The sequence below is a fragment of the Schaalia sp. JY-X159 genome (assembly GCF_014525425.1).
GTDB lineage: Bacteria > Actinomycetota > Actinomycetes > Actinomycetales > Actinomycetaceae > Scrofimicrobium.
This window is the reverse complement of the sequence record NZ_JACEXI010000005.1, coordinates 77033-100340: the sequence shown is the minus strand read 5'-3', so window position 1 is coordinate 100340 and position 23308 is coordinate 77033. Positions and strand designations below refer to the sequence as shown.

The following is a 23308-nucleotide window of genomic DNA, read 5'->3' as shown; positions in this document are numbered from 1 at the left end:
ACAATGAAACGACGTATTGCAGGGTTTGCCGCAGTTGCGGCGGTGGCCGCCCTTTCGTTGAGCGCTTGTGGTGGTGGCCGTACCGGTACCGAAGAGGAGTCAACCGGTGGCGCGGAGTCCGGTGGGGATGCAGCGGCAGCCGGTGGTTTCGCCGCTGATGCAGCCATTGGTGTGTCATTGCCTTGGCTTGGCACTCAGAACTGGAAAGAAGCAGACACGATGTTCCAAGAGGAACTCGCGGCTGCTGGTTTCACCCCAATCGTGCAGGCTGCTGACAACAAGGTTGCCCAGCAGCAACAGCAGATTGAAGCAATGATCGAACAGGGTGCGAAGGTCATCGTGGTTGGCCCCATCGATGGCACTCAACTTGGTTCCGTCCTTGAGAAGGCAGCTGCCGAGGGTGTCTACATCATCGGATATGACCGAATGATTGAGAACACCGAGGCCGTGGATGGTGTCGTGCAGTTCGGCTCCATCCGCACCGGTGAGCTCCAGGGACAGGCACTTCTCGACGGCCTTGCCGCAGAGAAGGGTGAACCTCCATACAACATCGAGCTCTTCGCGGGTGGCCCAGCTGACCCCAACGCGCAGCTGTTCTTCGATGGCGCAATGACAGTTCTGCAACCCAAGATCGATGACGGCACGCTGGTCGTCGTTTCAGGTCAGACGGACTTCACCCAGGCCGCAACGCAGGACTGGGACAACGGTAAGGCGCAGGCGCGAATGGACTCCATCCTCGCGGGTAACTACGCAGACAAGGAAATCCAGGGTGTCCTCTCACCGAATGATGGCATTGCGCGAGCAATCATCACCTCGGCAGAGCAAGCCGGTCAGGCAATCCCGGTTGTTTCAGGCCTTGATGCAGAGAACGAGTCCATCGTTTGGATCGCCCAGGGCAAGCAGTACTCCACAGTCGCGAAGCCGACGCAGGACCTGGTTGCTGCAACGATTGAGATCATCAAGTCTCTCCAGGCCGGAAATGGCATGCCTGAGCCGAGCGAAACGATCGACAACGGAGTAAGGGAAGTTGGCGTTTATGCCCTTGAGCCCGTGGTCGTTACACAGGCCAATCTCAAAGAGGTGTTCGCCAACGATCCGGAGCGCATGGCTTTGATTGACGAGAACCTCAAGTAGAGCAGTACTAAAATGCGATTGGGTGGGTGTCTTCGGGCACCTGCCCTTTCGCATGTGTGGCCGACCGCGCTATCTTCACTCGTCAAAGCTTCGATAGATTGGACCCATGAGCGTTGTGGATGCAGACAGCAAGCGGATCCTCCTAGCGGCCCCACGTGGGTATTGCGCGGGGGTTGACCGGGCAGTGGAAGCCGTGGAACGCGCCCTGCAACTCCACGGCGCACCCGTGTACGTGCGCAAGGAAATCGTTCACAACAAGTTTGTTGTAGAGACGCTGACTGATCGGGGTGCGATCTTCGTTGAGGAGGTTGATGAGATTCCCGAGGGCGCGGTGACCGTGTTCTCCGCCCACGGAGTTTCACCTCAGGTTCACGCGGACGCGGAGGCACGATCGTTGCGGACCATTGATGCCACCTGCCCGCTGGTGACCAAGGTGCACCGCGAAGCCGTACGGTTTGCGGAGCGAGACTACGACATCGTCCTCGTCGGTCACAAGGGACACGAAGAGGTTGAGGGAACATACGGGGAAGCACCCGACCATATCCAGATTGTGGGAACGCCCGAGGACGTGGACCAGGTTGTGGTTCGCGACCCTGAGCGGGTGGTGTGGATTTCGCAGACCACACTGAGCGTCGACGAAACAATGGAGACCGTCGGTCGCCTTCGGCAGCGCTTTCCAGCTCTGATTGACCCGCCCTCGGACGACATTTGCTATGCGACGCAGAACCGCCAGGAAGCGGTCAAGGCTATTGGCGCGCAGGCAGACGTTATGGTCGTGGTGGGCTCTGCGAACTCATCGAACTCAGTTCGACTTGTCGAGGTCGCCCTCGAAGCCGGCGCTGGTGCCTCATATCGCGTTGATAAGGCCGCCGAACTGGACCCGAAGTGGTTCGAGGGCGTCAACACGGTTGGTGTCACCTCGGGCGCCTCCGTCCCGGAGATCCTGGTCAAGGACGTTATTACCTGGTTGCAAGACCGCGGGTTTGGCGAGGTCGAGGAAGTTCGCACCCAGGTTGAGACCATCACTTTCGCACTTCCGCGCAACCTGAAGAATGACCTGAAGAATAACGGTCTTCTTCCCCTGCACGTCAAGGGCAGGTCGCCGGCGCCGAATCACACGCGCTAGTCGCGTCCCGCTCTGAGCCGGTTCTCACCGAATCGGAGCGGTCTATTCGCGCCTACCTCATTTAGACTGGGGGGCGTGTCTTTGACTATTGGTATTGCTGGACTGCCCAACGTTGGCAAGTCGACCCTGTTCAACGCCCTCACCCGCGCCACGGTTCTGGCCGCGAACTACCCGTTTGCGACCATTGAGCCCAACGTCGGAATGGTGCCACTGCCCGACGAGCGGCTGGCGAAGCTCGGAAGCCTCTACGACTCTCAGAAACTGGTGCCCGCGGTGGTGTCGTTCGTCGACATTGCGGGAATCGTCCGCGGAGCTTCACAAGGGGAGGGGCTGGGCAACCAGTTCCTCGCCAACATTCGTGAAGCCGACGCCATCTGCCTGGTGACCCGCGTGTTTGCTGACGAGGACGTCGTACACGTCGACGGTCGCATCAACCCTGAAGACGACATTGAGACCATTACGACAGAGCTGCTGCTAGCAGACCTGCAGACCATCGAAAAGGCGATCCCGCGGCTTGAAAAAGAGGTGCGGGGCAAGAAGACGGAGAAGGTCGTCCTCGACACCGCGCTTGCGGCGCAGAAACTTCTGTCGGAAGGCCGGCTGCTGTCTGGACCGGAGGGTGCGAAGTTGGATCAGGAAGCGCTTCGCTCCTTCCAACTCATGACCTCTAAGCCCTTCATCTACGTGTTCAACATGGACCAGGACGGGCTGGCGAACCAGGACCTGCAGGCTGAACTCAGCGCCCTGGTCGCGCCCTCGCCCGCGATCTTCCTTGACGCGCAGTTGGAGTCAGAACTGGTGGAGTTGGACGAGGACGATGCCCGCGAGCTGCTGGCTGAGACGGGACAGGAAGAGTCCGGCCTCGACCAACTGGCACGGGTTGGCTTTGACACCCTCGGGCTGCAGACCTACCTGACTGCGGGTCCCAAGGAATCACGTGCCTGGACCATCAAGAAGGGCGCCACTGCGCCCGAGGCGGCGGGTGTGATCCACACTGACTTCCAGAAGGGCTTCATCAAGGCGGAGATCATCGGCTTTGACGAACTCATGGAGCACGGCTCCCTTGTCGAAGCGCGCTCGAAGGGGAAGGTGCGCATGGAGGGCAAAGAGTACATCATGCGCGATGGAGACGTAGTGGAGTTCAGGTTCAATGTGTAGTTCCGGTTTGGCGTGATGGCTTGAGCCGGGGCCTGAATTGCGGTTGCGACCGTTTCTCGGCGGGTGGGATGATGATGGGATGACGACACCGACTGGCTGGGCGAACGACGATGTGGTGATTGCCAAAGCGATGGAGCTTGCGGCGACGCTGGGTGATGACCAGAATCACACGGTCGCTGCGGCTGCGATGGATCTGAACGGCAACATCTACGCCGGGGTGAATAACTATCACTTCAATGGGGGTCCGTGCGCTGAACTCGTCGTTCTTGGCATAGCGGCCAGCGCTCACGCGGGGCGGTTGGCGACCATGGTTGCTGTGGGCGATGGCGGACGTGGCGTCATTTCGCCGTGCGGGCGCTGTCGTCAGGTGATGCTGGATCAGCACCCTGACATCTGTGTGCTGGTGCCCAACGATGACCAAATCCGTTCTATCTCCGTGCGTGAGTTGCTGCCATATTCCTATGCACAGCCGGACGAAGACCCGGACCGTTTCGTACGATTCAGCCGCCGTTATCTCGACGATGTGCTTGCTGGCCGCAAGACGAGGACTATTCGTTACCGGGATCCGGTGCCCTTGGGGCTGACTACCTTTGTCTTTGAGGACGGGGAGCATCTCGGCTTCGTGACAATGTCTGGTGTCGTCGACGACGTGCGTCCCATTCGGATGTCGGATTTGGATTCCGATTACCAGGAGGGCCTCCGCGGCCACTACCCGGATATGCCTGCGGATCCGCAACTCACCGAGGTGCGCTTTCACATCTGATCACGTGTGATCGGTGAGCAAACCACGCCGAAGTCGGCGAATCCGTGCCTACGGGCGTGCGCTCTAGAGGTTTGGTACGTGCGTGAACTAGGGGAGTTCAAGGTTGCGCCGGTTGCGCCGAAGAAAGCATGATGCTGGCCGGTGCAATCTGGTCCGGGATCCCGACTGCCACGAGTGACATTTAGGCTGTTGTCATGGCCATGACGTGGGAGCAGAAGTGCCAGCTCTTGTTCGAGGAGTCGGACGGAGTGAAGTTTGACGCTCGTGTCAAACGGTTGAAGCGGGCGGGGTCACGGGCGCAACTGATCGACTTGCTGTCCTCGTATGTGGTGCAGGGCCAGCTCCTTCATTGGCGGGGGTTTCTCTGTGCAGATCTCGCAGAGATGGCAGAGCCGACGGATGCTGCGTTGGGGGACCGCTTCGCGACGTGGCTCACCTCGGATCACGGGGCAGACGTCCAGTACTGGGCTGTCCTGGGCCTGGTTCGGGTGCGAGGCCGGGCAGCGGAGCCCACCCTCGTCGCTCTCGCCTCCAACCCGGACGCCCCCAAGAATGTGCGGGCGCACGCCTTGAAGCAACTCGCGTGCAGCGCGGTACAGCCGTTCGACCGTGGGCTGAGCTCTGATCCAGGGTTCTGGGAACCCGACGAGATCGAATCCCGAGCTGCCGAGGCCGTCGCATGGTTCAACAGTGGCGCTCCCTCGGGGACTGGGTCCTCGGACCCCCAGCAGCACCCCGCGTTGGCTCGACCCCGCTCCCAGATTGAGCTCTTGGCCTCGAAATTGGCGAAGAAGCTCGCGCGACGTCGGCTGGCGGATGATCGCTATGACCCTGCGAATCCGACCGGCTGGCTGGTGCCCGCCGAGGCAGGGGATCTGGCCGCCATCGATGCGGTGTGGAGTCTGCCGTCGGATTACCGAGAGTTCTTGGAGAAGTTCTCTCCGCTGAAGGTGTACCTACCCGGCCGCCGGTTCGGCTGGCATGGTGAGCTCAACTTGTACGGTGCGGCGGAACTTCTGGAAGCACAACGGGGGTACTCCACCACGGGCACCGAGCGACTTCCCGGTTGGCCTCAGGGACTCGTCGTGATTGCCGACGTCACCGCCGATCCGTGGGTGATCGAGGTCAATACGGGCGAAATATTTACGGCCGGGCACGGGAAGGGAGAGTGGGACTTCTCCAAGGAATGCGGGACCTTCGCTGAGTTCTTGGCCGCACTCGCAAAGTGAGCCTAAACACGTTAGCCCTGTACGGAACTCGGTGGAGTTTAGGTTTAGCGTGTAGCGCCGCGGCGAGAGCCACTACCCGATTCGGGCTATCTGTCTGATTAATAGTCTGCTAATTGACTGATTCGAATCATGCTAAGTGTATGATGGGAGCATGGGATACGAGCGAAGAATCGTCGATGGTGAACTAGACGAACTTTTTGAGCATGTGCCCGCTCTTGTGCTTGATGGCCCGAAGGCGGTGGGTAAGACCACGACAGCCCGTCAGAGGGTTCGGGAAGTGATAGAGCTTGATTCGCGTTCAACTCGACTGCCAGTTGAAGCCGACCCATCTCAGGTACTTAACCGTCCGAAACCGTTACTGATTGACGAGTGGCAGAAAGTTCCGGAAGTCTGGGATGTAGTGCGTAGAGCAGTTGATGCGGACAATTCTGGTGGGCAGTTCTTGCTGGCTGGGTCTGCTAGTCCCAGAGATGATGCGCCGCAGCACTCCGGGGCGGGGCGAATTGGTCGTCTGCGGATGAGGCCGATGACGTTGCTAGAGCGTGGCTTGACCAATCCCACGGTGAGTTTGCGGGAAGTACTGACTGGAAAGCTCCCTCCAATGGAAGGGGAAAGCTCGCTAAATTTGAGCGATTACGCCGAAGAGATTACGGCCTCTGGATTCCCAGGGTTGCGTCGGATGTCTGAGCGTGCTCGCAGATTCCAACTTGATTCGTATCTGCGCAATGCTGTTGAGCATGATGTCCCGGAGCAGGGGCTCGCAGTCCGGCGTCCGGAAGCAATGATGGCGTGGCTAAGGGCTTATGCTTCTGCGATTTCGAGTACGGCTAGTTATTCTCAGATTCTAGACGCGGCTACTCCAGGTCAGGGTGAAAAGCCCGCTCGTTCGACAACTATCGCTTATCGGGATGTGCTTTCATCATTGTGGCTGCTCGATCCAGTGCCAGCATGGTCCCCGATGGGTAGCCCTATGACACGGCTGGGGCAAGCGCCTAAACATCATCTTGCTGATCCAGCTTTAGGCGCGCGTTTGTTGGGTTTATCTCCAGGAGCATTGCTAAGGGGAGATGGAATGCCGCTGGATTCTCGCGCGGGAAGTCTGCTTGGGGCACTATTTGAGTCCTTAGTTACGCTATGCGTTCGAGTGCCCGCACAGGCTGCAGAAGCGGACGTGTTTCACTTGCGCACTAGAAATGGAGATCATGAAGTTGACCTGGTTGTTGTGCGTCCAGACGGGCGTGTTGTCGTGGTAGAGGTAAAACTAGCGGGAGCTGTGGATGATCGGGACGTTAAGCACTTGGTTTGGCTAAAGTCACAACTGGGCGATCGGCTGCTTGACGCGATTGTGATTAACACTGGGCCGTATGCTTATCGCCGCCCCGACGGCATCGGCGTGGTGCCGCTGGGGTTGCTCGGAGCGTGACGTGTAGCGGCGCCGGAACTCGGTGGAGTTCAGGTTTAACGTGTGATTGCGTTCCGCAATGCTGATCGCCCCGGCTGCCTCGTGACGCGCCGACCGAAGCAGCAACTTGCCACGCAGGCGAAGGGACACGGCCGGTCCATGGAGGCCGAGGTCCGCGATATCCTCACCAGGGCGGCTCGACGGCCATACATCGGGATGGCACTGCTGGCTGCTACTCCCAGAGACCGGTACTGTGTTGTTCGTGAGTGGATTGACCGCGCGGTCTAGGAGCCGGATTGGGTGGATCTTCGTGGGAATCCTAGTCGCGTTGATCGTTGCCGCACCCTTCGTGTTCCCAGCCGCAACTCGGTGACCTCTCTGTCACCGTGGTTCCCGCGACAGAAGTGCAGGGGTTTCATGGGATGCGCGGATTTATGGCTGAAGGCGGAGATACTGGCACCTTCATTGTTGAAGCGTGGGGAAGCGGGCCCGGTTGGCTCTTTGAGGAGTTTGATCTCAGGGGGCACTAGCCAAGTCTCGGAGGGTGCTGACCTCTTGCTTGGAGTCGTCCTCGCCCCTGAAGTGGCTCTTCCATGTCATCTCCCCATAGAGTAGGGCGATGAGTTCAACCATGCTCCCCTCAAAGCCCGACGGCGTGACTATCACCCAGTTCACTACCAGTGACAGCAAGCGCGGCGCGCAGTGGGCCCAAGCGGTCAACATGGGTTTCAACCAGCCCCAGCTTTCGGAGAAGGCGATCGAGGCGCAGCTGAAGATCTTCGGGTCAGATGACCTGGTGGTTACGGCAGCGTACTTGGATTCTCCCGAGGGCGTCGGTGGGGCGGGTGCGTTACCCGTTGGAACCTTTGGTGCGTTCCGGGAGTCTGTAAACCTGGGAGCCGCCAGAGTTCCGGTGTCTATGTTTACGGCTGCCACCGTCCGCAATGCATACAAGCGTCGCGGAATCCTCCGGGCAATGATCGAACTGAATCTGCGCCAGGCTGCTGACGAGGGCGTGCCCCTCGCACTCCTGACCGCTTCGGATGCTTCCATTTATGGTCGATTCGGGTTCCAGAGTGTGGTGTCTGAAGCAAGCGTGGAGATCAAAGTCGACAAGTTCAAGTTGACCAAGGAAGCCCAAGCAGTGATCGACGGCTACTACGTTGACTGGGCGCTACGCGACGACCTGTTCAAGGCCGTGCGTGAAGTTGCCCTGAAGGCACACCAAACCACCCGTGGGTCCACTTCTCGCCACTTCACATTCGACCTTGAGATGTTCATGAGCATGGAGTCTGGGGAATACGAGTCGAAGTACCGCGGCGTCCTCGCGCATGATCCCGCGGGTGAAGTCGTCGGGTACGCAGTGTATGAGTTTGTTACTGAAGGTTGGAAGACGAAGGTTCGCGACCTCGATGCGACCGATCCGCGTGCCGAAATTGCACTGTGGAACCACCTGGCCAGGATCGAGGGTCAGACAGAGGTTTCCTACGCGGACATGTCGGTCAGCAATCCACTCCGGCTGGCACTCGTCAATGAACGTGCAGTCAAAGTGACCGGTGTTTCCGACTTTCTCTGGGCTCGCATTTTAGATCCGGTCACATGCCTGGAGGCCCGCTCTTACAGCTTCTCTGCGAGGAGCGCTGCCCTTTCTGCAGCGTTCACGGTTGAGGATCCGATGGGCTACTGCTCTGGGACCTTCCAGATCCAACTTGGGGACGAGGGCGCCTCTGTGCGCAAGTTGGATCCGCAGGACCCGGTTGCAGTCGCCACTTCGACGACCATCTCCGTTAACGCCCTCGACGAGCTCGTCTTCGCCTCTGCCTCTGTGAGCGACCTGGTCACAGTTGGGATGATCCGTGGGCTTCCCGCTGAGGACGTTGAGAAGTGGGATGCCATGTTCGCGCCTGCCACCCCGGCGCGGTTCAACAACTTTTTCTGATCCTGGAAGAGTACGGCGGAAGTGAAACGCCCTTGCGCTGGTGGGTAGGGATCTGCCTATAGTCCTCTTGGCGTCTCTCAAAGAAACGTCATCAGAAAGTGGAGGACCCGTGAACGCACAGCGCATCACCGCTACACACGTCGAGCTTTCCCGCTCGGAGATGTGTCGCTGCATGCCCATGGTGTTCACGATGTGTCAGCAGCGATAACCCTGCGCCCCGGCCGCCGCCCAAACGGGCGTTGAGCCCCACTACACCCACGTCGTAGCACCGTTCCTGCGCGAACGGTTTGGCGCGCAGGTTTGTGCTCGGCAAACCTCATCCACTAACAAAGGACAGAACTGTGTCTTCTGCACCCACCGCCACGAAAAAACGATTCAAGTGGCCATCATTTTCCGTCCAGGTCATCATCGGTCTGATCTTGGGCGTACTCCTGGGCTGGTTAGCCCTGACAATCGGGCCGCCCGCTGACGGCAGTGACAACTGGCTGGTTGTCACACTCTCCACCATTGGCTCATCGTTTGTAACACTCTTGCGCGCTGTTGTCCCACCACTGGTTTTCACCGCGATAGTTGCCTCGATCGCGAATCTACGCGGCATCGCCAACGGAGCACGACTTGCCGCCAAGACGCTGATTTGGTTCGCTATTACCGCCCTGATCAGCGTTGTTATTGGTATCGCCCTCGGTCTCATAATGAAACCCGGCCTGAATACCACAGTCTCCGCCGATGCGGTAGCGGACCCGTCCCGTACCGGGTCTTGGCTTGACTTCCTCAACGGCCTGATTCCATCCAACTTCCTGGGTCTTGAGGTTTTTACCCGGCTTGCCACGGACGAGGGCGGACTCGTCACCGGCGCGTCATCGAACGTCGGCTTCAACGTTCTGCAGATCTTGATCATCGCGATCGTGGTCGGCATCGCCGCGTTGCGCGTTGGCGCCAAGGCGCAGCCATTCCTTGACTTCACCGCGTCCGCGCTGAAAGTGATTCAGAAGGCCCTATGGTGGATCATCCGGTTGGCGCCGATCGGCACCGTGGGTCTGATCGGAAATGCGATCGCCTCCTACGGTTGGTCATCCGTTGGTTCGCTGGGCACTTACGCCCTCGCCATCTACATCGGATTGGCCCTGGTTTTACTTGTCGTCTACCCGGCGATCCTTCTTTTCAACCGCCTGTCGGTTCGCAGCTATTTCCGCGGTGCGTGGCCAGCGATCCAGCTTGGCTTCGTCTCGCGATCTTCCATCGGTACGCTGCCCGTTACGGAGGCCGTCACCCAACGTAACCTGGGCGTACCTGCCGCATACGCGTCGTTTGCTGTGCCGCTCGGCGCGACAACCAAGATGGATGGTTGCGCTGCGATCTACCCGGCAATTTCGGCGATTTTCGTGGCCCAGTTCTTCGGTGTTCCCCTGGGCTTTTCGGACTACCTGCTGATCGTTTTCGTTGCAGTCGTTGGCTCCGCTGCGACTGCCGGAATGACGGGCGCGACGGTCATGCTGACGCTAACCCTGTCGACGCTGGGCCTACCCCTGGAAGGTGTTGGCCTGCTGCTCGCAATCGACCCCATTTTAGACATGGGACGCACTGCGGTGAACGTTGCTGGTCAAGCACTGGTTCCAACGGTTGTGGCGAAGCGGGAGGGGATTCTGGACTTGCAGAAATACTCCTCCACAAACAGTGCGGACTTGCTCTCCGATGATCAGAGTGAAGGAATCACAAAAGAGGTAGTTGGCGTTCGCTAGTCCGTCAGTCCGCCTCCACGATTCGGGTGGCCAACTTAGCTCGATATTACGGGCTGGGTTGGCCACCCGCTTGTGTCAAGCTCGTCCTCATCCCCATTGACATAGGGGTCTTTGAACTCGGGTGCTTCCTCATCAATTTGCGGGTCAATGACGATCTCTTCCTCCGGGTATTGAGACTCATACTCGGCGTCATCGCCCGCGCGTCGCTCTGCTTCCTCAGGTGGAAGCACTTTCTTCCACCGACGGGTGCGTAGCGGGGGCAGTTCCGAAGCGTCCTCGCGCAATGCGCGGTAAAGGGCGTACATCTGGAAGAACCCAATCACGAAGAATGGGGCAACCAGAGCGATAGAGAATGCTGATACGAAGCCAGCAAGGGGGAAGTGTTCTAAGAATGCGAAAAGTGCACCGGGAATGTCGTTGTCACCAACAACCCTGTCAACCAGCCCGCCTCCGCCGTTCATTTCAATGTTGATTGCTTCCATGCCGAAGATCCCGAACCAGAGGATGGAAAATGTTGCGGGGACGACGAGCACGCCGGTTACGAACTGACGGATGGTCCTTCCCTTGGAAATGCGCGCGATAAAAATACCGACGAATGGGGACCAGGTGATGGTCCACGCCCAGTAGAAGACGGTCCAAGAATTCTGCCAGCCGGTATCCGCGAAGGTATCGTTCCAGAATGCCAGTTGGGGAAGGCTCGCCAAGTAAACGCCAAACGATTCGATCGTTCCCTTCAACGTGTAGAGCGTGGAGCCTGCAAGCAGAACGAACACCAACAGGCGAACCGCAGCCCAAATGTTGATGGTGGAGAGAACTTTGATGCCCCTGCCCATTCCGAGGGCGACGGATATTGTGGCCAAGCCGCACACCACGCCGATGATGATCAGGAAGACCAGGAATGCGGTGACTCCAAGGATGTAGAACCATCCCATGTTCGTAAGCAGCCAGTCGTATGCAGGGATGTTCCGCTTGGCTGGGAGCTCTAGTTTTGGGCTCTTACCTTCTTTTGACCTTGGCGAGGCTAGCATCACGGCGACGGCGGTGCGACGGGAGGTGCTCCAACTGCAAGCGTGCGCCCCGTTAGCTCCTGCCCAGGAGGTCCACTATCGTTTGCGTGGACTTGAGGCCGGATCCGGTCAGTAGAACAACGGTCTTCTCACCCGGCGTGATGCGGCCCTCAGCAAGGAGTAGTGAGAATGCTGCGGCTGCGACAGCACTGGTCGGCTCCACGAAGAGGCCGCGATCGCAGAGAGATCCCAGCGCGCGGACGATGTTCGACTCAGTGACGGCGACACTTCCTCCCCTGGTTTTGCGAAGCGCAGCGATCATTTGCTCCAGTCGAAGAGGGCGGGAAATAGAGGTGCCCTCGGCAATCGTGGGGCGTACGGGCCGGTCCACGGGCTTATCGGTGCCGGACACGAACCTGGCGTCAACTGGCGAGCAGTTCAGTGGTTGCGCAGCGAACAGGCGTGGCATCGAAGCGATTTGGCTGGAGTTGACAAGTTCCTGGAAGCCGAGCCAGCATCCCAGCAGGGAACTGCCCCCACCGACTGGAACAATGACGTTGTCGGGAACGTGGAACCCGAGGTCTTCCCAAATTTCATACGCCAAAGTCTTGGTTCCTTGGAGGAAGAACGGCTGCCAGTTATGGCTGGCGTAGAAGCCCTTTCGCTCGGACTGTCGGATCGCTTCATCTTGAGAAGCAGACCGCGGCCCGGGAACTAGTTCTACCTTCGCCCCGTATGCCTTGACCTGGGAGATTTTCGAGGGCGATGTTGAGGCGGGGGCGAAGACCTTGACGTCCAGGCCCCCAGCGGCTCCGTAGGCCGCTGCAGAGGAGCCTCCATTTCCTGAGCTGTCCTCAAGGACGGATGTTATGCCTTTCTGGCGCAGATATGAGAAAAGGACGGATGTTCCGCGGTCCTTGAAGCTCCCTGAAGGGTTCAAGAAGTCCAGCTTGAGTAAGACGCGACTGCGACTTTCCCAATCTGCTTCGATTAGTGGAGTTCGGCCCTCACCCAAGGAAATGGGAGTGTGGATCTCGACGGGAAGTGCCCAGTGGTAACGCCACAGCGAGCTAATGCAAGTGTCAATGTCGCTACGTGTGATTCCAGGACCAGGATCGATCCACAAGGGCCTTCCGGCGTCGGAGCGCCACCGAGGCTCAGCCAGACTGTACTCGCTACCGTCTACGGGATCGGCGTATTTCTCCACGACTTCATTCTAGATTCAGGCTCGCACAGGCTGCGGTGTCGCAGCCTGATTACGGAGCGCGACCTCAGATGACCGAAGATGGTGACGCATAGTCCACCCGAGGAGGTGGCATCGATCGTGTCAGAGGGATAGCGTGGAAGTGCCATCCGGCGACCCCTGCTTGAGAGCATCAGTCGTGGAATGTGTCGACTAGTCTCGAGAAGGGTAACCCGTGGGCCAGCAAGCCGCGTCCATCCTCACTGTGCAGCAGTACCTTGATGAGCCACCACGTCCACAGGCGGGTCGAGGTCGTTCGGCGAAGACGCCCATCCAAAGATTGATTTTCTTCCTCGCCAGCGCGGGAAAGCTGTTTGAGGGGCTGGTCATCTTCATGATCGGGATGGCCCTGCCGCTCATCACCGAAGACTTCGCCCTAAGTTCGGCCGAGGCCGGACTGGTAACCGCCACGAGTCTGGTGGGGATCCTCCTTGGAGCCCTATTCCTCGGTCATCTTTCCGATGAACTTGGACGGAGAAAGATGTTCATCGCTGAGATGGTCCTCTTCACCGTTTTTCTAGCGGGCTTCACGATCAGCCCAAGTCTTCCGGTGCTACTCGCGTGTCTCCTGGGCATGGGTATGGCGCTGGGGTGTGACTATCCCACCGCTCACCTCATGTTGTCTGAAACAATGCCGACATCCTCTAGGTCACGCACCGTCCTCGGCGCTTTTGCGTTCCAGGCTGTCGGTGCGGTGGCAGGGGCCACGCTGGCGGTGGTTGTGCTGAGCATGCCGAACGCTAGCGTTTCGAGTTGGCGGGTCATGTTTGGTCTGGTGGTTCTTCCCGCAGCCCTCGTGACTGTGGGAAGGTTCTTCACTCCTCAGAGTCCGCATTGGCTCCTGACAAGGGGGCGGGTTACGGAGGCCGAGGACGCACTCGCCCGCATCCTTCAAGTCCGGGGTGAGAAGTCGGCAGGCGTGCGGCTGGATGCCCTCCCAGCCAGTCAACGAGTATCGGAGAGCTACGCTGACCTGTTCCGACATGATGGGTCGCTACGGGCGACGATTCTTGCTTCGGCGCCTTGGTTCCTTCAGGATCTATCTACCTACGGAATCGGTATCTTCACACCCGTCATCATTGCCACCGCGCTTAGTGACCCATTTGCCGAGGCCGCAGATGCGCAAGATTCGGTGTCGGGTGTTGTCCGCGACAGTCTGGTAGGAGCGCAGGGTGCCGTGATGATTGATCTGTTCCTAGTCGTTGGGATTTTGGTCGCGATTCATTTTGTTGACCGATTCGGGTCGATTCGCATGCAGATCGTGGGTTTTGTTGGCTGTGCAGCAGGGCTTGGAATTGCTGCCGCGTCGGCCGTTGTCCCAAGTGCAACGATGCAGACCGTACTTATCTTCGCCGGGTTTATTACCTTTCAGTTCATGACCAATGCTGGGCCAAACGCACAGACTTACCTGATTGCGGGGGAGGTATTCCCGACATCGGTGCGTGGTACCGGAGCAGGGTTCGCCGCAGCGTCTGGGAAGGCGGGTGCTGCCATCACGGCGTTTCTCTTTCCAACTCTGCTAGATGGGTTCGGACAGACACCTATCCTGATCGGGTTGATGGTGTGCTCATTAGCCGGAGCAGCAGTGACCAGTCGCTTCCGGATTGATACGACAGGGAAGAATCTTGAGGTGGTTCACGAGGTCGGACAGGCTTTGCCGCTCACCGTAGAACCAGATTTGTACGCGTGATCTTGCAGGTCCTCCCTGGTAGGTGTTCCTCCGAGGTGTGGCTACCCTGCGGCGCGAGAGTCGGAGATGGCCCAGATGCGCATTTCGTGGGGGTCAAGTTCGACGTCGAGGGCCTGCGTCCCCGTCGTGACATCGAGGGCGATGCGGTTACCAATCCGCTCCCGAAGTAGGTCTTCATTGAGTCGCGCACCTGTCCGTCCGCGATTGAGGATGCCGAGGGCGAAGCCGTGAGTCAGGTCGCGGCGCCAGAACTCCAGGTTGCCGACCCGGCCCGTTCGCTGCCCCTGTTGACCCGCGGGATCCATCGCGATGGATAGCAGTGCGGGGTCTGTGAGCACTCCCCGGGTTTCCTCCGTCATGGTGCGCAAATCGTTGCCCGCCCTGTTAGCCCGACACCAGTCATATTTCAGATAGTCGACGCCCCATTCCGCCATGGTGTCAGCATCAGTCTGTTCATGGCCCAGCGATCCGAGGTGGTCGCCCGGATAGCGGTCGTAGATCCTCGCGCAAGTCTTGCGGCCCGGACTGGCGTAGAGCCCGAACTTCAGACCGCGGGCGTGGATTTCTTAGCCGAGGGCGGCCATGCCGGAGGGGAAGCGGTCTGGGTTTGGCAATCTTCTGCATAGCCATTGACCTCTCGATCGGGGGCTTCTCCATTCTAAGTTAGAACTGGGGCGCTTGACCCACTTAGTGCTATGGTGGCAAAGCCGGGGTCTTCGCGCTGATCAGCACTCCTCTGTGGGGGGGGGGGGGAGTACGCCCAGTTGCTGTCCTCAAGTGGTGGCTGACCCGACGGGATGCCCAGGTTGGCAAAATAGTTGTGCTCTCGCAAAATTAATGTGTGTGGGTCGACCTGGCGTACCGCAGATACGACTCGAGCCATCAGTGGTGCCACTAGTTCCGTCTCAAATGCCGCGACTAGGGGATGGAGAGAATCGCCGATCTGCCGGTGAACGTCCTCGTCATTCAAATGGTCAAGTTGGCTGAACTTTGCCTGTGGATCAGAGAAGTCGGCCGCCAATGCTTGAGGATCCTGTCCTGTTGCGGCGGCGAAGGCGCCAATGAGGTTGGCAAAAATCTCAGGCGCTGCGCTTCCCGGTGTTGGCTCATTAAGGAGGTCGTAGCCGGCCACCGCCGGGTGCTTCCCCAGTCGCTGCGCCACGTGCGCCCACATTGCAGCGAAGCGATCCTGCAGGCCAACCCCACCGGGCCCAGCCGTATTAGCCCAAAAGTTATCCAGTGCTTCGTGGACCGCAGGGCTCGCCAGGTAGGCATCACTCCACAGGTCCGTTGCGGCGAACTCATGGGACGTGAGGGTAGCCCACGGTGGTGCGCCATCACTGTAGCTTTGAGAGTAGAGGTCTTGGTGGGCATCCAGCACCGCACACATCCCGGCTGCGGCAATCAGGTCAAGCTGGGATTTCACCCAGTCGAGGTAATCACTGTCGTACTCCCCGGGCTGAGGTTCGATTGCAGCCCAGATGATGCCCAGCCGAATCAGGGTGAAGCCGCGGGATGCTAGGTCAGCGATGTCCGCCTCATCCCAGGAACCCTTGAAGCCACGATCGACGAAGCTTCCTTCCGAGAGTGCAGTTCCCTTCGCCACCAGGTTGATGCCGTGGAAGACCCTGTGGCGTCCCGCGTCATCGCGAAGTAGCTGCCCGTCAGTACGCAGCTTCATTGCTGTCTCCTTCTCTTACTTTTTGCGAGGCTGGCGATGGCTATCGCCGCCGCCTCAACTGAGGCACGCGCGTGCGCGTCATCTCGGTCAATCAGCCATGAAATAGTGAACCCGTCGGTGAGAGCGACCAGTAGGCGCGCTACCACCGAGGTAGGCACAGTCCACTCGGAATCGGTTTGCTCGGCCGCCAGCTCCAGGGATTCCAAGGCAAAACGGGTGTACTGGACATACTGGCCCTCGGCCAATGGGAGCGCGGAGCGCAGGGCATACTGGGTCAGTTCCAGCATCGCCTGTTCCCGACCCGGGTCGGCTCTCAAGTGGTTCAGGTATCCTTGCAGTCCTTCCGTAAGCAGCGCGGTGAGTGATTTCCCCTTCAGGTTTGCGGGCAGAATCGCTCTCTGTTCACTCGCCAGGACCTCCGTGATCAGCAGCTCTAGGAGTTGATCGCGGGACTCGAAAGCGTAGTGGAAACTTGCCAGAGACATTCCAGCCTCAGCAACAATCGCGCGTGTTGACGCGCGGCTGAGCCCCTGTTCGCCGATGACCCGGAACGCTGCGTCTATGAGGGCCTCACGACGTTCCTCCACAGGGATTCTTGCCATCTCTCCTCCTCAGCCTTGCTGCCCGACGAACTTACCCATACACTACACGGAAGTGGGACGAGCGTCCCACTCTTGCTTGTAGGTTCTCGCAGCGGAGACAAAAATGCACAACGACACCCCTGTCCACAGGGATCCCCTGGTTACAGCGCAGGCCCTTCCGCCCTCGTTCATACTCGGGACCGCAACCGCTTCGGCGCAGGTTGAAGGCGCCACACGGATTGGGCGCCGCACCCCCAGCGTGTGGGACAGATTTGCCGCGGAGCCGGGACGAATTCTTGACGGATCCACAACGGCGGTCACGGCAGACCACTATTACCGCTATGAGGAGGACGTCCGGGCCATGAAAGAGCTCGGGACTGATGCATACAGACTCTCCCTGGGTTGGACTCGCCTTCAGCCAGAAGGCACAGGCCCGCTTGATGCCGGGGGAGTCGACTTCTACGATCGCCTTCTCGATGAGCTCTGCCAGGCGGGGATATCCCCGTTTGTAACACTGTCCCACTGGGATATTCCCGTTCAGTACGAGGGCGGGTGGCTAAGCCGAGACACAGCGAAGCGACTGGGCGACTTCGCGGGACTAGTTGCGCAGCGCTTCGCAGACCGAGTTGACGGGTGGATAACCATCAATGAGCCCGCTACTGTCACACTGAACGGTTACGCCCTCGGCATTCACGCGCCGGGGGTCCCGCTGCTGTTTGATTCGCTACCAACTGTGCACAACCAACTTCTCGGCCACGGCTTGGCGGCCCAGGCCCTTCGGGCGGCTGGGGTGCCAGGGCAGATCGGTATCACCAATGTCCACACGCCAGTCGTGCCCGCCAGCGACAGTTCGGAAGATGCTGCAATGGCGCAACTGTTCGACATTGTGCACAACCGCGTCTTTGCAGATCCGGTGTTGCTTGGCCACTACCCGGAGGTGCCGGACTACCTGGGTGGAATCCTCGATGTCCTTACCGATGTTCCCGCAGGGGACTTGGAAATCATCTCCACCCCGCTAGACTTCTACGGCCTCAACTACTACATGCCAACCCGCGTGGCCGCGGGTAGCGGTTCAGGAACAAGCCCGGATGGGGAGGCCGAGGCAATGGCGGCACTGCCCTTCCGCCTCGAAGCCTTCCCCGAGTACCCAACGACCGGCTTCGGCTGGCCAGTTGCTCCTGAGTTCTTCGCGGTGGCTCTCAAGGAGGTTCATGAGAGGTATGGCGACAGGCTGCCCCCGATCTACATCACCGAGAACGGGGCAAGTTTTGCGGACGAGGTCGGAGAGGATGGGAAGGTCCACGACGCCCAGCGCACGGCATACCTCGCCCGACTGGCTCGCGGAAGTAGCGCGCTTGCGACCTCGCTCCTAAAGCGTCTTCTCCATGACGATTCCGCCGTTGGGAGCCATCTCATCGGTTTTTTCCCAACCCAGTGCCTCCCAGAAATCGAAGGTGTCCTCCGTTGTGAGGTAGGCGCGGGTTGCGCCCGATTCCTTCATCACCCGCGTGGCGATGTCGGCGAGGACGGACCCAACTCCACGCCTTCTCCACGCCTGCGCGACGTGGAGTTCGCGAATCATCCCCCAGCCGGGCCTTTCATTCCAGTTGGAGGCTTCGGAATCGATCTGGAAGTTGATGAATCCGATCGGCTCCCCGTCCTCGAAGGCCATGAGTAAGGGGGCTATGCCGCGCACGGATAGATCGACGTACTTCGGCACGATGTCGCTGCGGATCATCGCCTCCGAGAAAGGGGCATGGAAGTCCAGGGTGAAGTAGTTGACGAACATGTCTTCAAACTGTCGTCTGCGCTGGTCGTCGTAGAGTTCAATCTCCATGGCACTACTTTGCCATGGTCCGTGCGGTGGACCGGGGTTAATTATTGGGCGTGGCCGTGATACTTTCAATCTATGCGCGTGATAGACATCATAAAAACAAAGGGTAGTGAGGTCGTCTCGCTACCACCGTCCACTACGATTCGCGATCTGGTTGACGTACTGCAAGAGCGACGGATCGGCGCCGTGGTCGTCGTTGATCAAGGCTCTCTTGCGGGCATCGTCTCAGAACGTGACGTGGTTCGATTTGCGCGGGGTGCACTCACACTTGAGGATCCCCTGTCGGCGATCATGACAACCACGGTTATTACTTGCTCTCCAGAAGATGAGGCGCGTGATTTGGCTGAAATCATGACCAAACAGCGTTTTCGCCACCTTCCCGTTGTGGAGGACGGGGATCTGGTGGGTATCGTCTCGATCGGTGACATCGTCAAGGCAAGACTGGATGAGCTGGAGGCGGAACGTGACCACCTTGTCGGCTACGTTCACGGGCGCGGCGCTTTGCAGGGGACGCCAGAGTAGCTCGCTGTCGGCATGAAGTTCGGAATTATCGGAACGAACTTTGTCAGTTCGTGGTTTGTTGCGGCCGCAGAGAACACCGGTGGGGCAGTCCTTCCAACTGCAGTGTTCTCTAGGGACTTGAAGCGTGGTGAGGACTTTGCGCGTCGCCACAACCTCCCTCTGTATTACGACAACTTGGGCGCGATTATCGATGCTGTAGATGCGGTCTATATTGCGAGCCCAACGAATGTGCACCTCCCGCAGGCGCTGGCGGCGATTGAGCGAGGGCGGCACGTCCTCGTCGAAAAAACGATGACGGAGAGTGTTGAGGGGACGAGGGATCTCTTTGCTGCGGCAGACATGGCGGGTGTTGTGGCAATGGAGGCCACACGAAATCTGCACGCTCCCGCCCATGAGGTGGTAAGAAACGCGCTTGGACGCCTTGGGACACTGAGGTACGCACACCTTGAGAACCTGCAGTATTCGTCCCGATATGACCGCCACCGGGCAGGAGAGGTGCTGAACGCCTTCAATCCAGCCTTAGGTAACAGTGCGGTAGCGGATATCGGAGTGTACTGCCTCGAGCCCGCACTGGACTGGTTTGGTTCACCCCTGACGCACAGGGGAACTTCGGTGCGACTTGAGAATGGTTTTGAGGCTTTGGGATCCATTCAATTGGACTACGGGGCCATGGTGGTAGACGTTGTTTATTCGAAGATCGTTTCAGGGGTTACGCCCTCGACAATCATCGGTGAGAAAGGTGCGCTGACCATTGACAATCTGGGTCAGCCTTCGCTGATTGAATGGCTGCCGCGCGACGGTGAAGCCCAGGTGCTCTCTTGTGACCCGGATGCCGCACCAATGGCGAACATGCACTTCGAGCTGCTTGACTTCGTGAGTCAAGTTCAGGCTGGCCAAGTGGATCCCCGTTGGCGTGACATCACGATTCGAGCTCGGCAGATAATGGATGAACACCTTCGGTAACCGCGCACCATACACGAAACATAATGCGCCTGACCGCATATATAAATGCAGATCGGACGGAGTATGGTGTCATGTTTCGCGTGGTAGGTTCAGTGCGGTTGGTGATCACATTCATATGACCACATTTGAGGAGTGGGCCCCGCGCCCCGTCTGAGCAAAGGGGTTAGGTGTGTCTAAGAGAGGCAACACCGAGGAGTGGGCCGAGTACGTCCGCGAACTTGGGGATTTGATCAAAGAGATTCGTGAGATGCGGAGTATGTCGCAGGAACGAGTTGCTTTTGCTTCTGGTCTGGCCAAGTACACCTTTCAGCGGATTGAGAAGGGTCTGAGTAACAAGAACGCTCCTGCGAATCCGACTTTGCTGACGCTTGTGGCAATCGCTAACTCACTGGATGTTTCGCTTGAAGAACTTCTGCCCGCCAGGGAACTTCCCGAACTCGAGTCCATTGCGGGCGAAGACTCTTTTCTCTAGTTTGCGAGGACGCTTCCTAGTAGCCGGTAGATACGCCCAGCGCTTTCACGTGTAACGGTGAAGGCAGTGTCATCGCTCCCGACAAAGACCCATTCTTCTGTGGCAAGTTGGGCGTCGCCCTGATTTCCATGGAACTGGTACTGGAACAGAACAACGTCAAATACTTCACCGCCGATGATTGCGGTTCCGTCACGGTGGCGGACCATACTTACCACGGGGATCGGGGTGGGTTCGGTCGCATGCACGTAGTCGGAGAAGTTGGGATCATACATTTGTTCTTGGGCAGACGCTAACGTCTCATGATTGCCGACGCACCATGAGGGACAATCACTTGTTTCCATCTCTTCACCACTTTCTCGACTATTAGCCAGTCTGTAGTCCAAGCGATGGCGTCGCTAGTCGTCTAGCGCGCAAATGGGGAAAGCTCCGGATTTTGTGAACTGTGGACATCTCACTGTCCCTCGCAGGGGCGAATATCAGGTTTAGGTCAATAGCGACTAATCTGGGCCCATGACTCCAGAAGAACTCAGCCGACTCTTGCACGGTGCCCTAACCAGTCTTGCTGCAGACGAATCCTCGGCCTTGTCCGAGGACGATATCCCCAAGTCGATCGTTGTTGAGCGTCCTCGGTCGCGTGACCACGGGGATTGGTCAACGAATGTGGCAATGCAGCTTGCAAAGCAGATGGGAATGTCGCCCAGGGATCTCGCGCAGATCCTTAGCAACACCCTGGCGGCCGAGCCTGGCATCGCCGCCGTCGAAATTGCTGGACCCGGCTTCCTCAACTTCCGTTTGGATGCCGCATCGGCGGGGGAACTGGTGCGGACGATCGTTTCAGAAGGTGCGAAATACGGGTCGAACGCAACACTTGAGGGCCAGAAAATCAATCTGGAGTTCGTCTCAGCAAACCCAACAGGGCCCGTGCATTTGGGTGGAGCTCGGTGGGCGGCGGTTGGGGATGCACTAGCCCGCCTACTGGAGGTGTCGGGGGCCGAAGTGGTGCGTGAGTACTACTTCAACGACCACGGAACCCAAATCGATCGCTTCTCTAACTCACTCCTGGCGCGTGCCCGCGGAGTCGAACCCCCTGAGGATGGTTACGGGGGTCTCTACATCGAAGAGATTGCCGACCGTGTTCGTGAAGCGCAGGTCAAGGCTGGAGAGCCTGATCCAGTTTCCCTCCCGGACGAAGAGGCGCTAGAGGTATTCCGGCGCGAGGGTGTGGAAATCATGTTCGCAGAGATAAAGAGTGCGCTTGAAGACTTCCGGGTTTCCTTCGATGTTTACTTTCACGAGGACTCCCTACACGAGTCTGGCGCGGTTGATCGAGCTCTGGAGGCGCTGCGTGATCGCGGCGTGCTCTATGAAGCCGAGGGTGCGCTGTGGTTGCGCTCAAGCGACTTCGGAGATGACAAGGACCGGGTTCTCATCAAATCCAACGGTGAGCCTGCCTACCTGTCAGGAGACGTTGCCTACTACCTTGACAAGCGCCAGCGAGGAGCGGACACGGCCATCTACCTTCTCGGTGCCGACCATCACGGGTACATCGGCAGAATGATGGCTGTCTGCGCTGCCTTTGGGGATACCCCCGATGAGAACATGCAGATCATCATCGGCCAGCTTGTTGACCTGGTGAAAGATGGTGAACAGGTGCGCATGTCGAAACGAGCCGGCAATGTGGTGACGCAAGAAGACTTAGTCGAGGCCGTGGGCGTAGACGCTGCGCGCTACGCGATGGTTCGTGTCTCAGCGGACACCAAACTGGTGATCGACCTTGACCTGTTGACAAAGAACACGAACGACAACCCTGTCTACTACGTTCAATACGCGCACGCTCGAACGCGTTCGGTGGCGCGGAACGCTGGTGAACACGGGGTCGTTATGGAGTCGGGTTTCCACCCGGAGCTTCTGAATCACGCAGCAGACACCGACCTCTTGGGCGTGTTGGCTCAGTTCCCAGCGATTGTCGCGCAGGCTGCGGCAATGCGTGAGGCGCACAGAGTTGCACGCTATCTCGAATCATTGGCCTCGACGTATCACGCCTGGTACTCACAGTGCCGCGTCACACCCCGGGCCGGTGAGGAAGTCAATGACGCGCATGTCGCGAGACTGTGGCTCAATGAGGCGGTGTCTCAGGTGCTAGAGAATGGTTTGGGGTTGCTTGGGGTGAGTGCGCCGGACCGTATGTGAGGGGTGCTATAGGTAGCTGTTCTTCCCAAACCCGGTCTCGAAACGTGAGCTTTGGTTGGAGAGCTGAGCTAGGTAGGACTTCATCCATACGGAGTAGGGACTGTTGACCAGTTCATCATTTGAAAAGCGTGAATCCCCGGTGATCTCCGCGGTGGCAAATGAGGGGATTTCAAGGTCGACAACGGGAGAGGTCCGTTCGCACTCCGCAACGACCAGGGGGCGGTTCTCACCGCAAAACTCGTCGATCACCCACCCGTCGGCCCCAAGCCACACGCCATAGCGGCGTTTGGCCAGCGTCGTCCCACCGCGGGCACACATTGCCACACCAACACCTATATCAATGGGGCGTTCGGCTTCGTAGCGGGTCCCTCCTATATTTGGGCCCTTGACAGTTAGCATGCAGAGATCAAACTCATCTGCGAAGCGATGCAACGCGGCCTTGCCATCTATGTCCAGAGGCAGGGCGGCAGTTGGCTGGGTGGCTTGTAGCCTGACGCGAAGTCCGTAGCCATCTTTTGCTAGGAAGTAGGTCTGGACGATTATGTCAGGCGAGTTGTCCTCAAGGAGGTGGTGGGGTAACGATGTCACCAAGAAGCGACGTTCAAACTCAAAGTCCGTGTCGCCTGTGTGCATGT

The 23308-nt window shown here is 58.8% G+C and carries 22 protein-coding genes and 1 pseudogene; 15 read left to right on the top strand and 8 right to left on the bottom strand.

Annotated features, from left to right (window positions below):
• The first annotated feature begins 3 nt into the window (after positions 1 to 3).
• The 9 genes from IDL90_RS09405 (at position 4) to IDL90_RS09365 (ending at position 10490) form a co-directional block, all read left to right on the top strand.
• Entirely contained in the window at positions 4 to 1134 is a 1131-nt protein-coding gene (locus tag IDL90_RS09405; protein WP_182141956.1) for a sugar-binding protein, read from the top strand.
• A 106-nt stretch (positions 1135 to 1240) separates the two neighbouring features.
• The gene (locus IDL90_RS09400) at positions 1241 to 2260 is read left to right on the top strand and encodes a 4-hydroxy-3-methylbut-2-enyl diphosphate reductase (RefSeq protein WP_187994339.1); all 1020 of its coding nucleotides are present in this window, start codon (positions 1241 to 1243) and stop codon (positions 2258 to 2260) included.
• A gap of 75 nt (positions 2261 to 2335) precedes the next feature.
• Complete coding sequence (gene ychF, locus IDL90_RS09395) at positions 2336 to 3418, top strand: redox-regulated ATPase YchF (protein WP_187994338.1); 1083 nt, start codon at positions 2336 to 2338, stop codon at positions 3416 to 3418.
• 79 nt (positions 3419 to 3497) lie between these two features.
• Positions 3498 to 4181 (top strand): hypothetical protein, encoded by a 684-nt coding sequence (locus IDL90_RS09390; protein WP_187994337.1) that lies wholly within the window; start codon positions 3498 to 3500, stop codon positions 4179 to 4181.
• A gap of 194 nt (positions 4182 to 4375) precedes the next feature.
• Complete coding sequence (locus IDL90_RS09385) at positions 4376 to 5410, top strand: SMI1/KNR4 family protein (RefSeq protein WP_187994336.1); 1035 nt, start codon at positions 4376 to 4378, stop codon at positions 5408 to 5410.
• A gap of 151 nt (positions 5411 to 5561) precedes the next feature.
• Complete coding sequence (locus IDL90_RS09380) at positions 5562 to 6833, top strand: ATP-binding protein (protein ID WP_182141973.1); 1272 nt, start codon at positions 5562 to 5564, stop codon at positions 6831 to 6833.
• A 42-nt stretch (positions 6834 to 6875) separates the two neighbouring features.
• A complete protein-coding gene (locus IDL90_RS09375; RefSeq protein ID WP_223175166.1) occupies positions 6876 to 7100 on the top strand; it encodes a FitA-like ribbon-helix-helix domain-containing protein in 225 nt (74 codons plus the stop codon).
• 331 nt (positions 7101 to 7431) lie between these two features.
• Positions 7432 to 8751 (top strand): GNAT family N-acetyltransferase, encoded by a 1320-nt coding sequence (locus IDL90_RS09370; RefSeq protein ID WP_187994335.1) that lies wholly within the window; start codon positions 7432 to 7434, stop codon positions 8749 to 8751.
• A gap of 341 nt (positions 8752 to 9092) precedes the next feature.
• Entirely contained in the window at positions 9093 to 10490 is a 1398-nt protein-coding gene (locus tag IDL90_RS09365; protein ID WP_187994334.1) for a dicarboxylate/amino acid:cation symporter, read from the top strand.
• Between the two features lie 35 nt (positions 10491 to 10525).
• Here the strand turns inward: IDL90_RS09365 and IDL90_RS09360 are convergent, their stop codons facing one another.
• On the bottom strand, positions 10526 to 11518 hold the full coding sequence (locus IDL90_RS09360; protein WP_182141976.1) for a BCCT family transporter: 993 nt from the start codon (positions 11516 to 11518) through the stop codon (positions 10526 to 10528).
• Positions 11519 to 11570: 52 nt separating this feature from the next.
• Positions 11571 to 12704, bottom strand: coding sequence for a pyridoxal-phosphate dependent enzyme (locus IDL90_RS09355; RefSeq protein WP_187994333.1), 1134 nt, complete (start codon positions 12702 to 12704; stop codon positions 11571 to 11573).
• Positions 12705 to 12915: 211 nt separating this feature from the next.
• On the opposite strand from IDL90_RS09355, the gene IDL90_RS09350 reads away from it, so the two are divergent.
• The gene (locus IDL90_RS09350; RefSeq protein WP_187994332.1) at positions 12916 to 14430 is read left to right on the top strand and encodes an MFS transporter; all 1515 of its coding nucleotides are present in this window, start codon (positions 12916 to 12918) and stop codon (positions 14428 to 14430) included.
• Between the two features lie 41 nt (positions 14431 to 14471).
• Here IDL90_RS09350 and IDL90_RS09345 read toward each other — a convergent pair whose 3' ends face one another.
• The 3 genes from IDL90_RS09345 to IDL90_RS09335 form a co-directional block, all read right to left on the bottom strand.
• Positions 14472 to 14993: a hypothetical protein gene (locus IDL90_RS09345; RefSeq protein WP_316930290.1), complete on the bottom strand. Its 522-nt coding sequence runs from the start codon at positions 14991 to 14993 to the stop codon at positions 14472 to 14474.
• Positions 14994 to 15088: 95 nt separating this feature from the next.
• The gene (locus tag IDL90_RS09340; RefSeq protein ID WP_187994331.1) at positions 15089 to 16111 is read right to left on the bottom strand and encodes a glycoside hydrolase family 5 protein; all 1023 of its coding nucleotides are present in this window, start codon (positions 16109 to 16111) and stop codon (positions 15089 to 15091) included.
• Positions 16108 to 16713 carry a TetR/AcrR family transcriptional regulator gene (locus IDL90_RS09335; RefSeq protein WP_187994330.1) on the bottom strand — a complete coding sequence of 202 codons (606 nt, stop codon included), beginning with the start codon at positions 16711 to 16713 and terminating at the stop codon, positions 16108 to 16110. The genes IDL90_RS09340 and IDL90_RS09335 overlap by 4 nt, the downstream gene beginning before the upstream one ends.
• A 103-nt stretch (positions 16714 to 16816) precedes the next feature.
• Between IDL90_RS09335 and IDL90_RS09330 the strand changes: the two are divergent.
• A pseudogene (locus IDL90_RS09330) lies at positions 16817 to 18013 on the top strand (glycoside hydrolase family 1 protein); the annotation flags it as partial.
• Between the two features lie 48 nt (positions 18014 to 18061).
• On the opposite strand, the gene IDL90_RS11875 reads toward IDL90_RS09330, so the two are convergent.
• Positions 18062 to 18364, bottom strand: coding sequence for a GNAT family N-acetyltransferase (locus tag IDL90_RS11875; RefSeq protein ID WP_398401755.1), 303 nt, complete (start codon positions 18362 to 18364; stop codon positions 18062 to 18064).
• Positions 18365 to 18607: 243 nt separating this feature from the next.
• On the opposite strand from IDL90_RS11875, the gene IDL90_RS09325 reads away from it, so the two are divergent.
• The 3 genes from IDL90_RS09325 to IDL90_RS09315 all read left to right on the top strand — a co-directional run bounded on the left by IDL90_RS09325 (position 18608) and on the right by IDL90_RS09315 (position 20483).
• A complete protein-coding gene (locus IDL90_RS09325) occupies positions 18608 to 19048 on the top strand; it encodes a CBS domain-containing protein (RefSeq protein ID WP_220458770.1) in 441 nt (146 codons plus the stop codon).
• 12 nt (positions 19049 to 19060) lie between these two features.
• Positions 19061 to 20011 (top strand): Gfo/Idh/MocA family protein, encoded by a 951-nt coding sequence (locus tag IDL90_RS09320; protein WP_187994329.1) that lies wholly within the window; start codon positions 19061 to 19063, stop codon positions 20009 to 20011.
• Positions 20012 to 20180: 169 nt separating this feature from the next.
• Positions 20181 to 20483, top strand: a complete 303-nt coding sequence (locus IDL90_RS09315; protein ID WP_223175164.1) for a helix-turn-helix domain-containing protein — start codon at positions 20181 to 20183, stop codon at positions 20481 to 20483.
• On the opposite strand, the gene IDL90_RS09310 is transcribed toward IDL90_RS09315, so the two are convergent.
• Positions 20480 to 20755 (bottom strand): hypothetical protein, encoded by a 276-nt coding sequence (locus IDL90_RS09310; RefSeq protein WP_187994328.1) that lies wholly within the window; start codon positions 20753 to 20755, stop codon positions 20480 to 20482. The two genes, IDL90_RS09315 and IDL90_RS09310, sit on opposite strands and share 4 nt — an antisense overlap.
• Positions 20756 to 20993: 238 nt before the next feature.
• Between IDL90_RS09310 and argS the strand changes: the two genes are divergently transcribed.
• A complete protein-coding gene (gene argS, locus IDL90_RS09305) occupies positions 20994 to 22673 on the top strand; it encodes an arginine--tRNA ligase (protein WP_187994327.1) in 1680 nt (559 codons plus the stop codon).
• A gap of 6 nt (positions 22674 to 22679) precedes the next feature.
• Here argS and IDL90_RS09300 read toward each other — a convergent pair whose 3' ends face one another.
• Entirely contained in the window at positions 22680 to 23306 is a 627-nt protein-coding gene (locus tag IDL90_RS09300; protein ID WP_187994326.1) for a hypothetical protein, read from the bottom strand.
• Positions 23307 to 23308: the final 2 nt, after the last annotated feature.

Coding starts and splice junctions, on each gene's coding strand:
- IDL90_RS09405 (WP_182141956.1), top strand. CDS start 4: ATGAAACGACGTATTGCAGGGTTTGCCGCAGTTGCGGCGGTGGCCGCC.
- IDL90_RS09400 (WP_187994339.1), top strand. CDS start 1,241: ATGAGCGTTGTGGATGCAGACAGCAAGCGGATCCTCCTAGCGGCCCCA.
- IDL90_RS09390 (WP_187994337.1), top strand. CDS start 3,498: ATGACGACACCGACTGGCTGGGCGAACGACGATGTGGTGATTGCCAAA.
- IDL90_RS09385 (WP_187994336.1), top strand. CDS start 4,376: ATGGCCATGACGTGGGAGCAGAAGTGCCAGCTCTTGTTCGAGGAGTCG.
- IDL90_RS09380 (WP_182141973.1), top strand. CDS start 5,562: ATGGGATACGAGCGAAGAATCGTCGATGGTGAACTAGACGAACTTTTT.
- IDL90_RS09370 (WP_187994335.1), top strand. CDS start 7,432: ATGAGTTCAACCATGCTCCCCTCAAAGCCCGACGGCGTGACTATCACC.
- IDL90_RS09360 (WP_182141976.1), bottom strand. CDS start 11,518: ATGCTAGCCTCGCCAAGGTCAAAAGAAGGTAAGAGCCCAAAACTAGAG.
- IDL90_RS09340 (WP_187994331.1), bottom strand. CDS start 16,111: ATGAAGCTGCGTACTGACGGGCAGCTACTTCGCGATGACGCGGGACGC.
- IDL90_RS09335 (WP_187994330.1), bottom strand. CDS start 16,713: ATGGCAAGAATCCCTGTGGAGGAACGTCGTGAGGCCCTCATAGACGCA.
- IDL90_RS11875 (WP_398401755.1), bottom strand. CDS start 18,364: ATGGCCTTCGAGGACGGGGAGCCGATCGGATTCATCAACTTCCAGATC.
- IDL90_RS09320 (WP_187994329.1), top strand. CDS start 19,061: ATGAAGTTCGGAATTATCGGAACGAACTTTGTCAGTTCGTGGTTTGTT.
- IDL90_RS09310 (WP_187994328.1), bottom strand. CDS start 20,755: ATGTATGATCCCAACTTCTCCGACTACGTGCATGCGACCGAACCCACC.
- argS (WP_187994327.1), top strand. CDS start 20,994: ATGACTCCAGAAGAACTCAGCCGACTCTTGCACGGTGCCCTAACCAGT.
- IDL90_RS09300 (WP_187994326.1), bottom strand. CDS start 23,306: ATGCACACAGGCGACACGGACTTTGAGTTTGAACGTCGCTTCTTGGTG.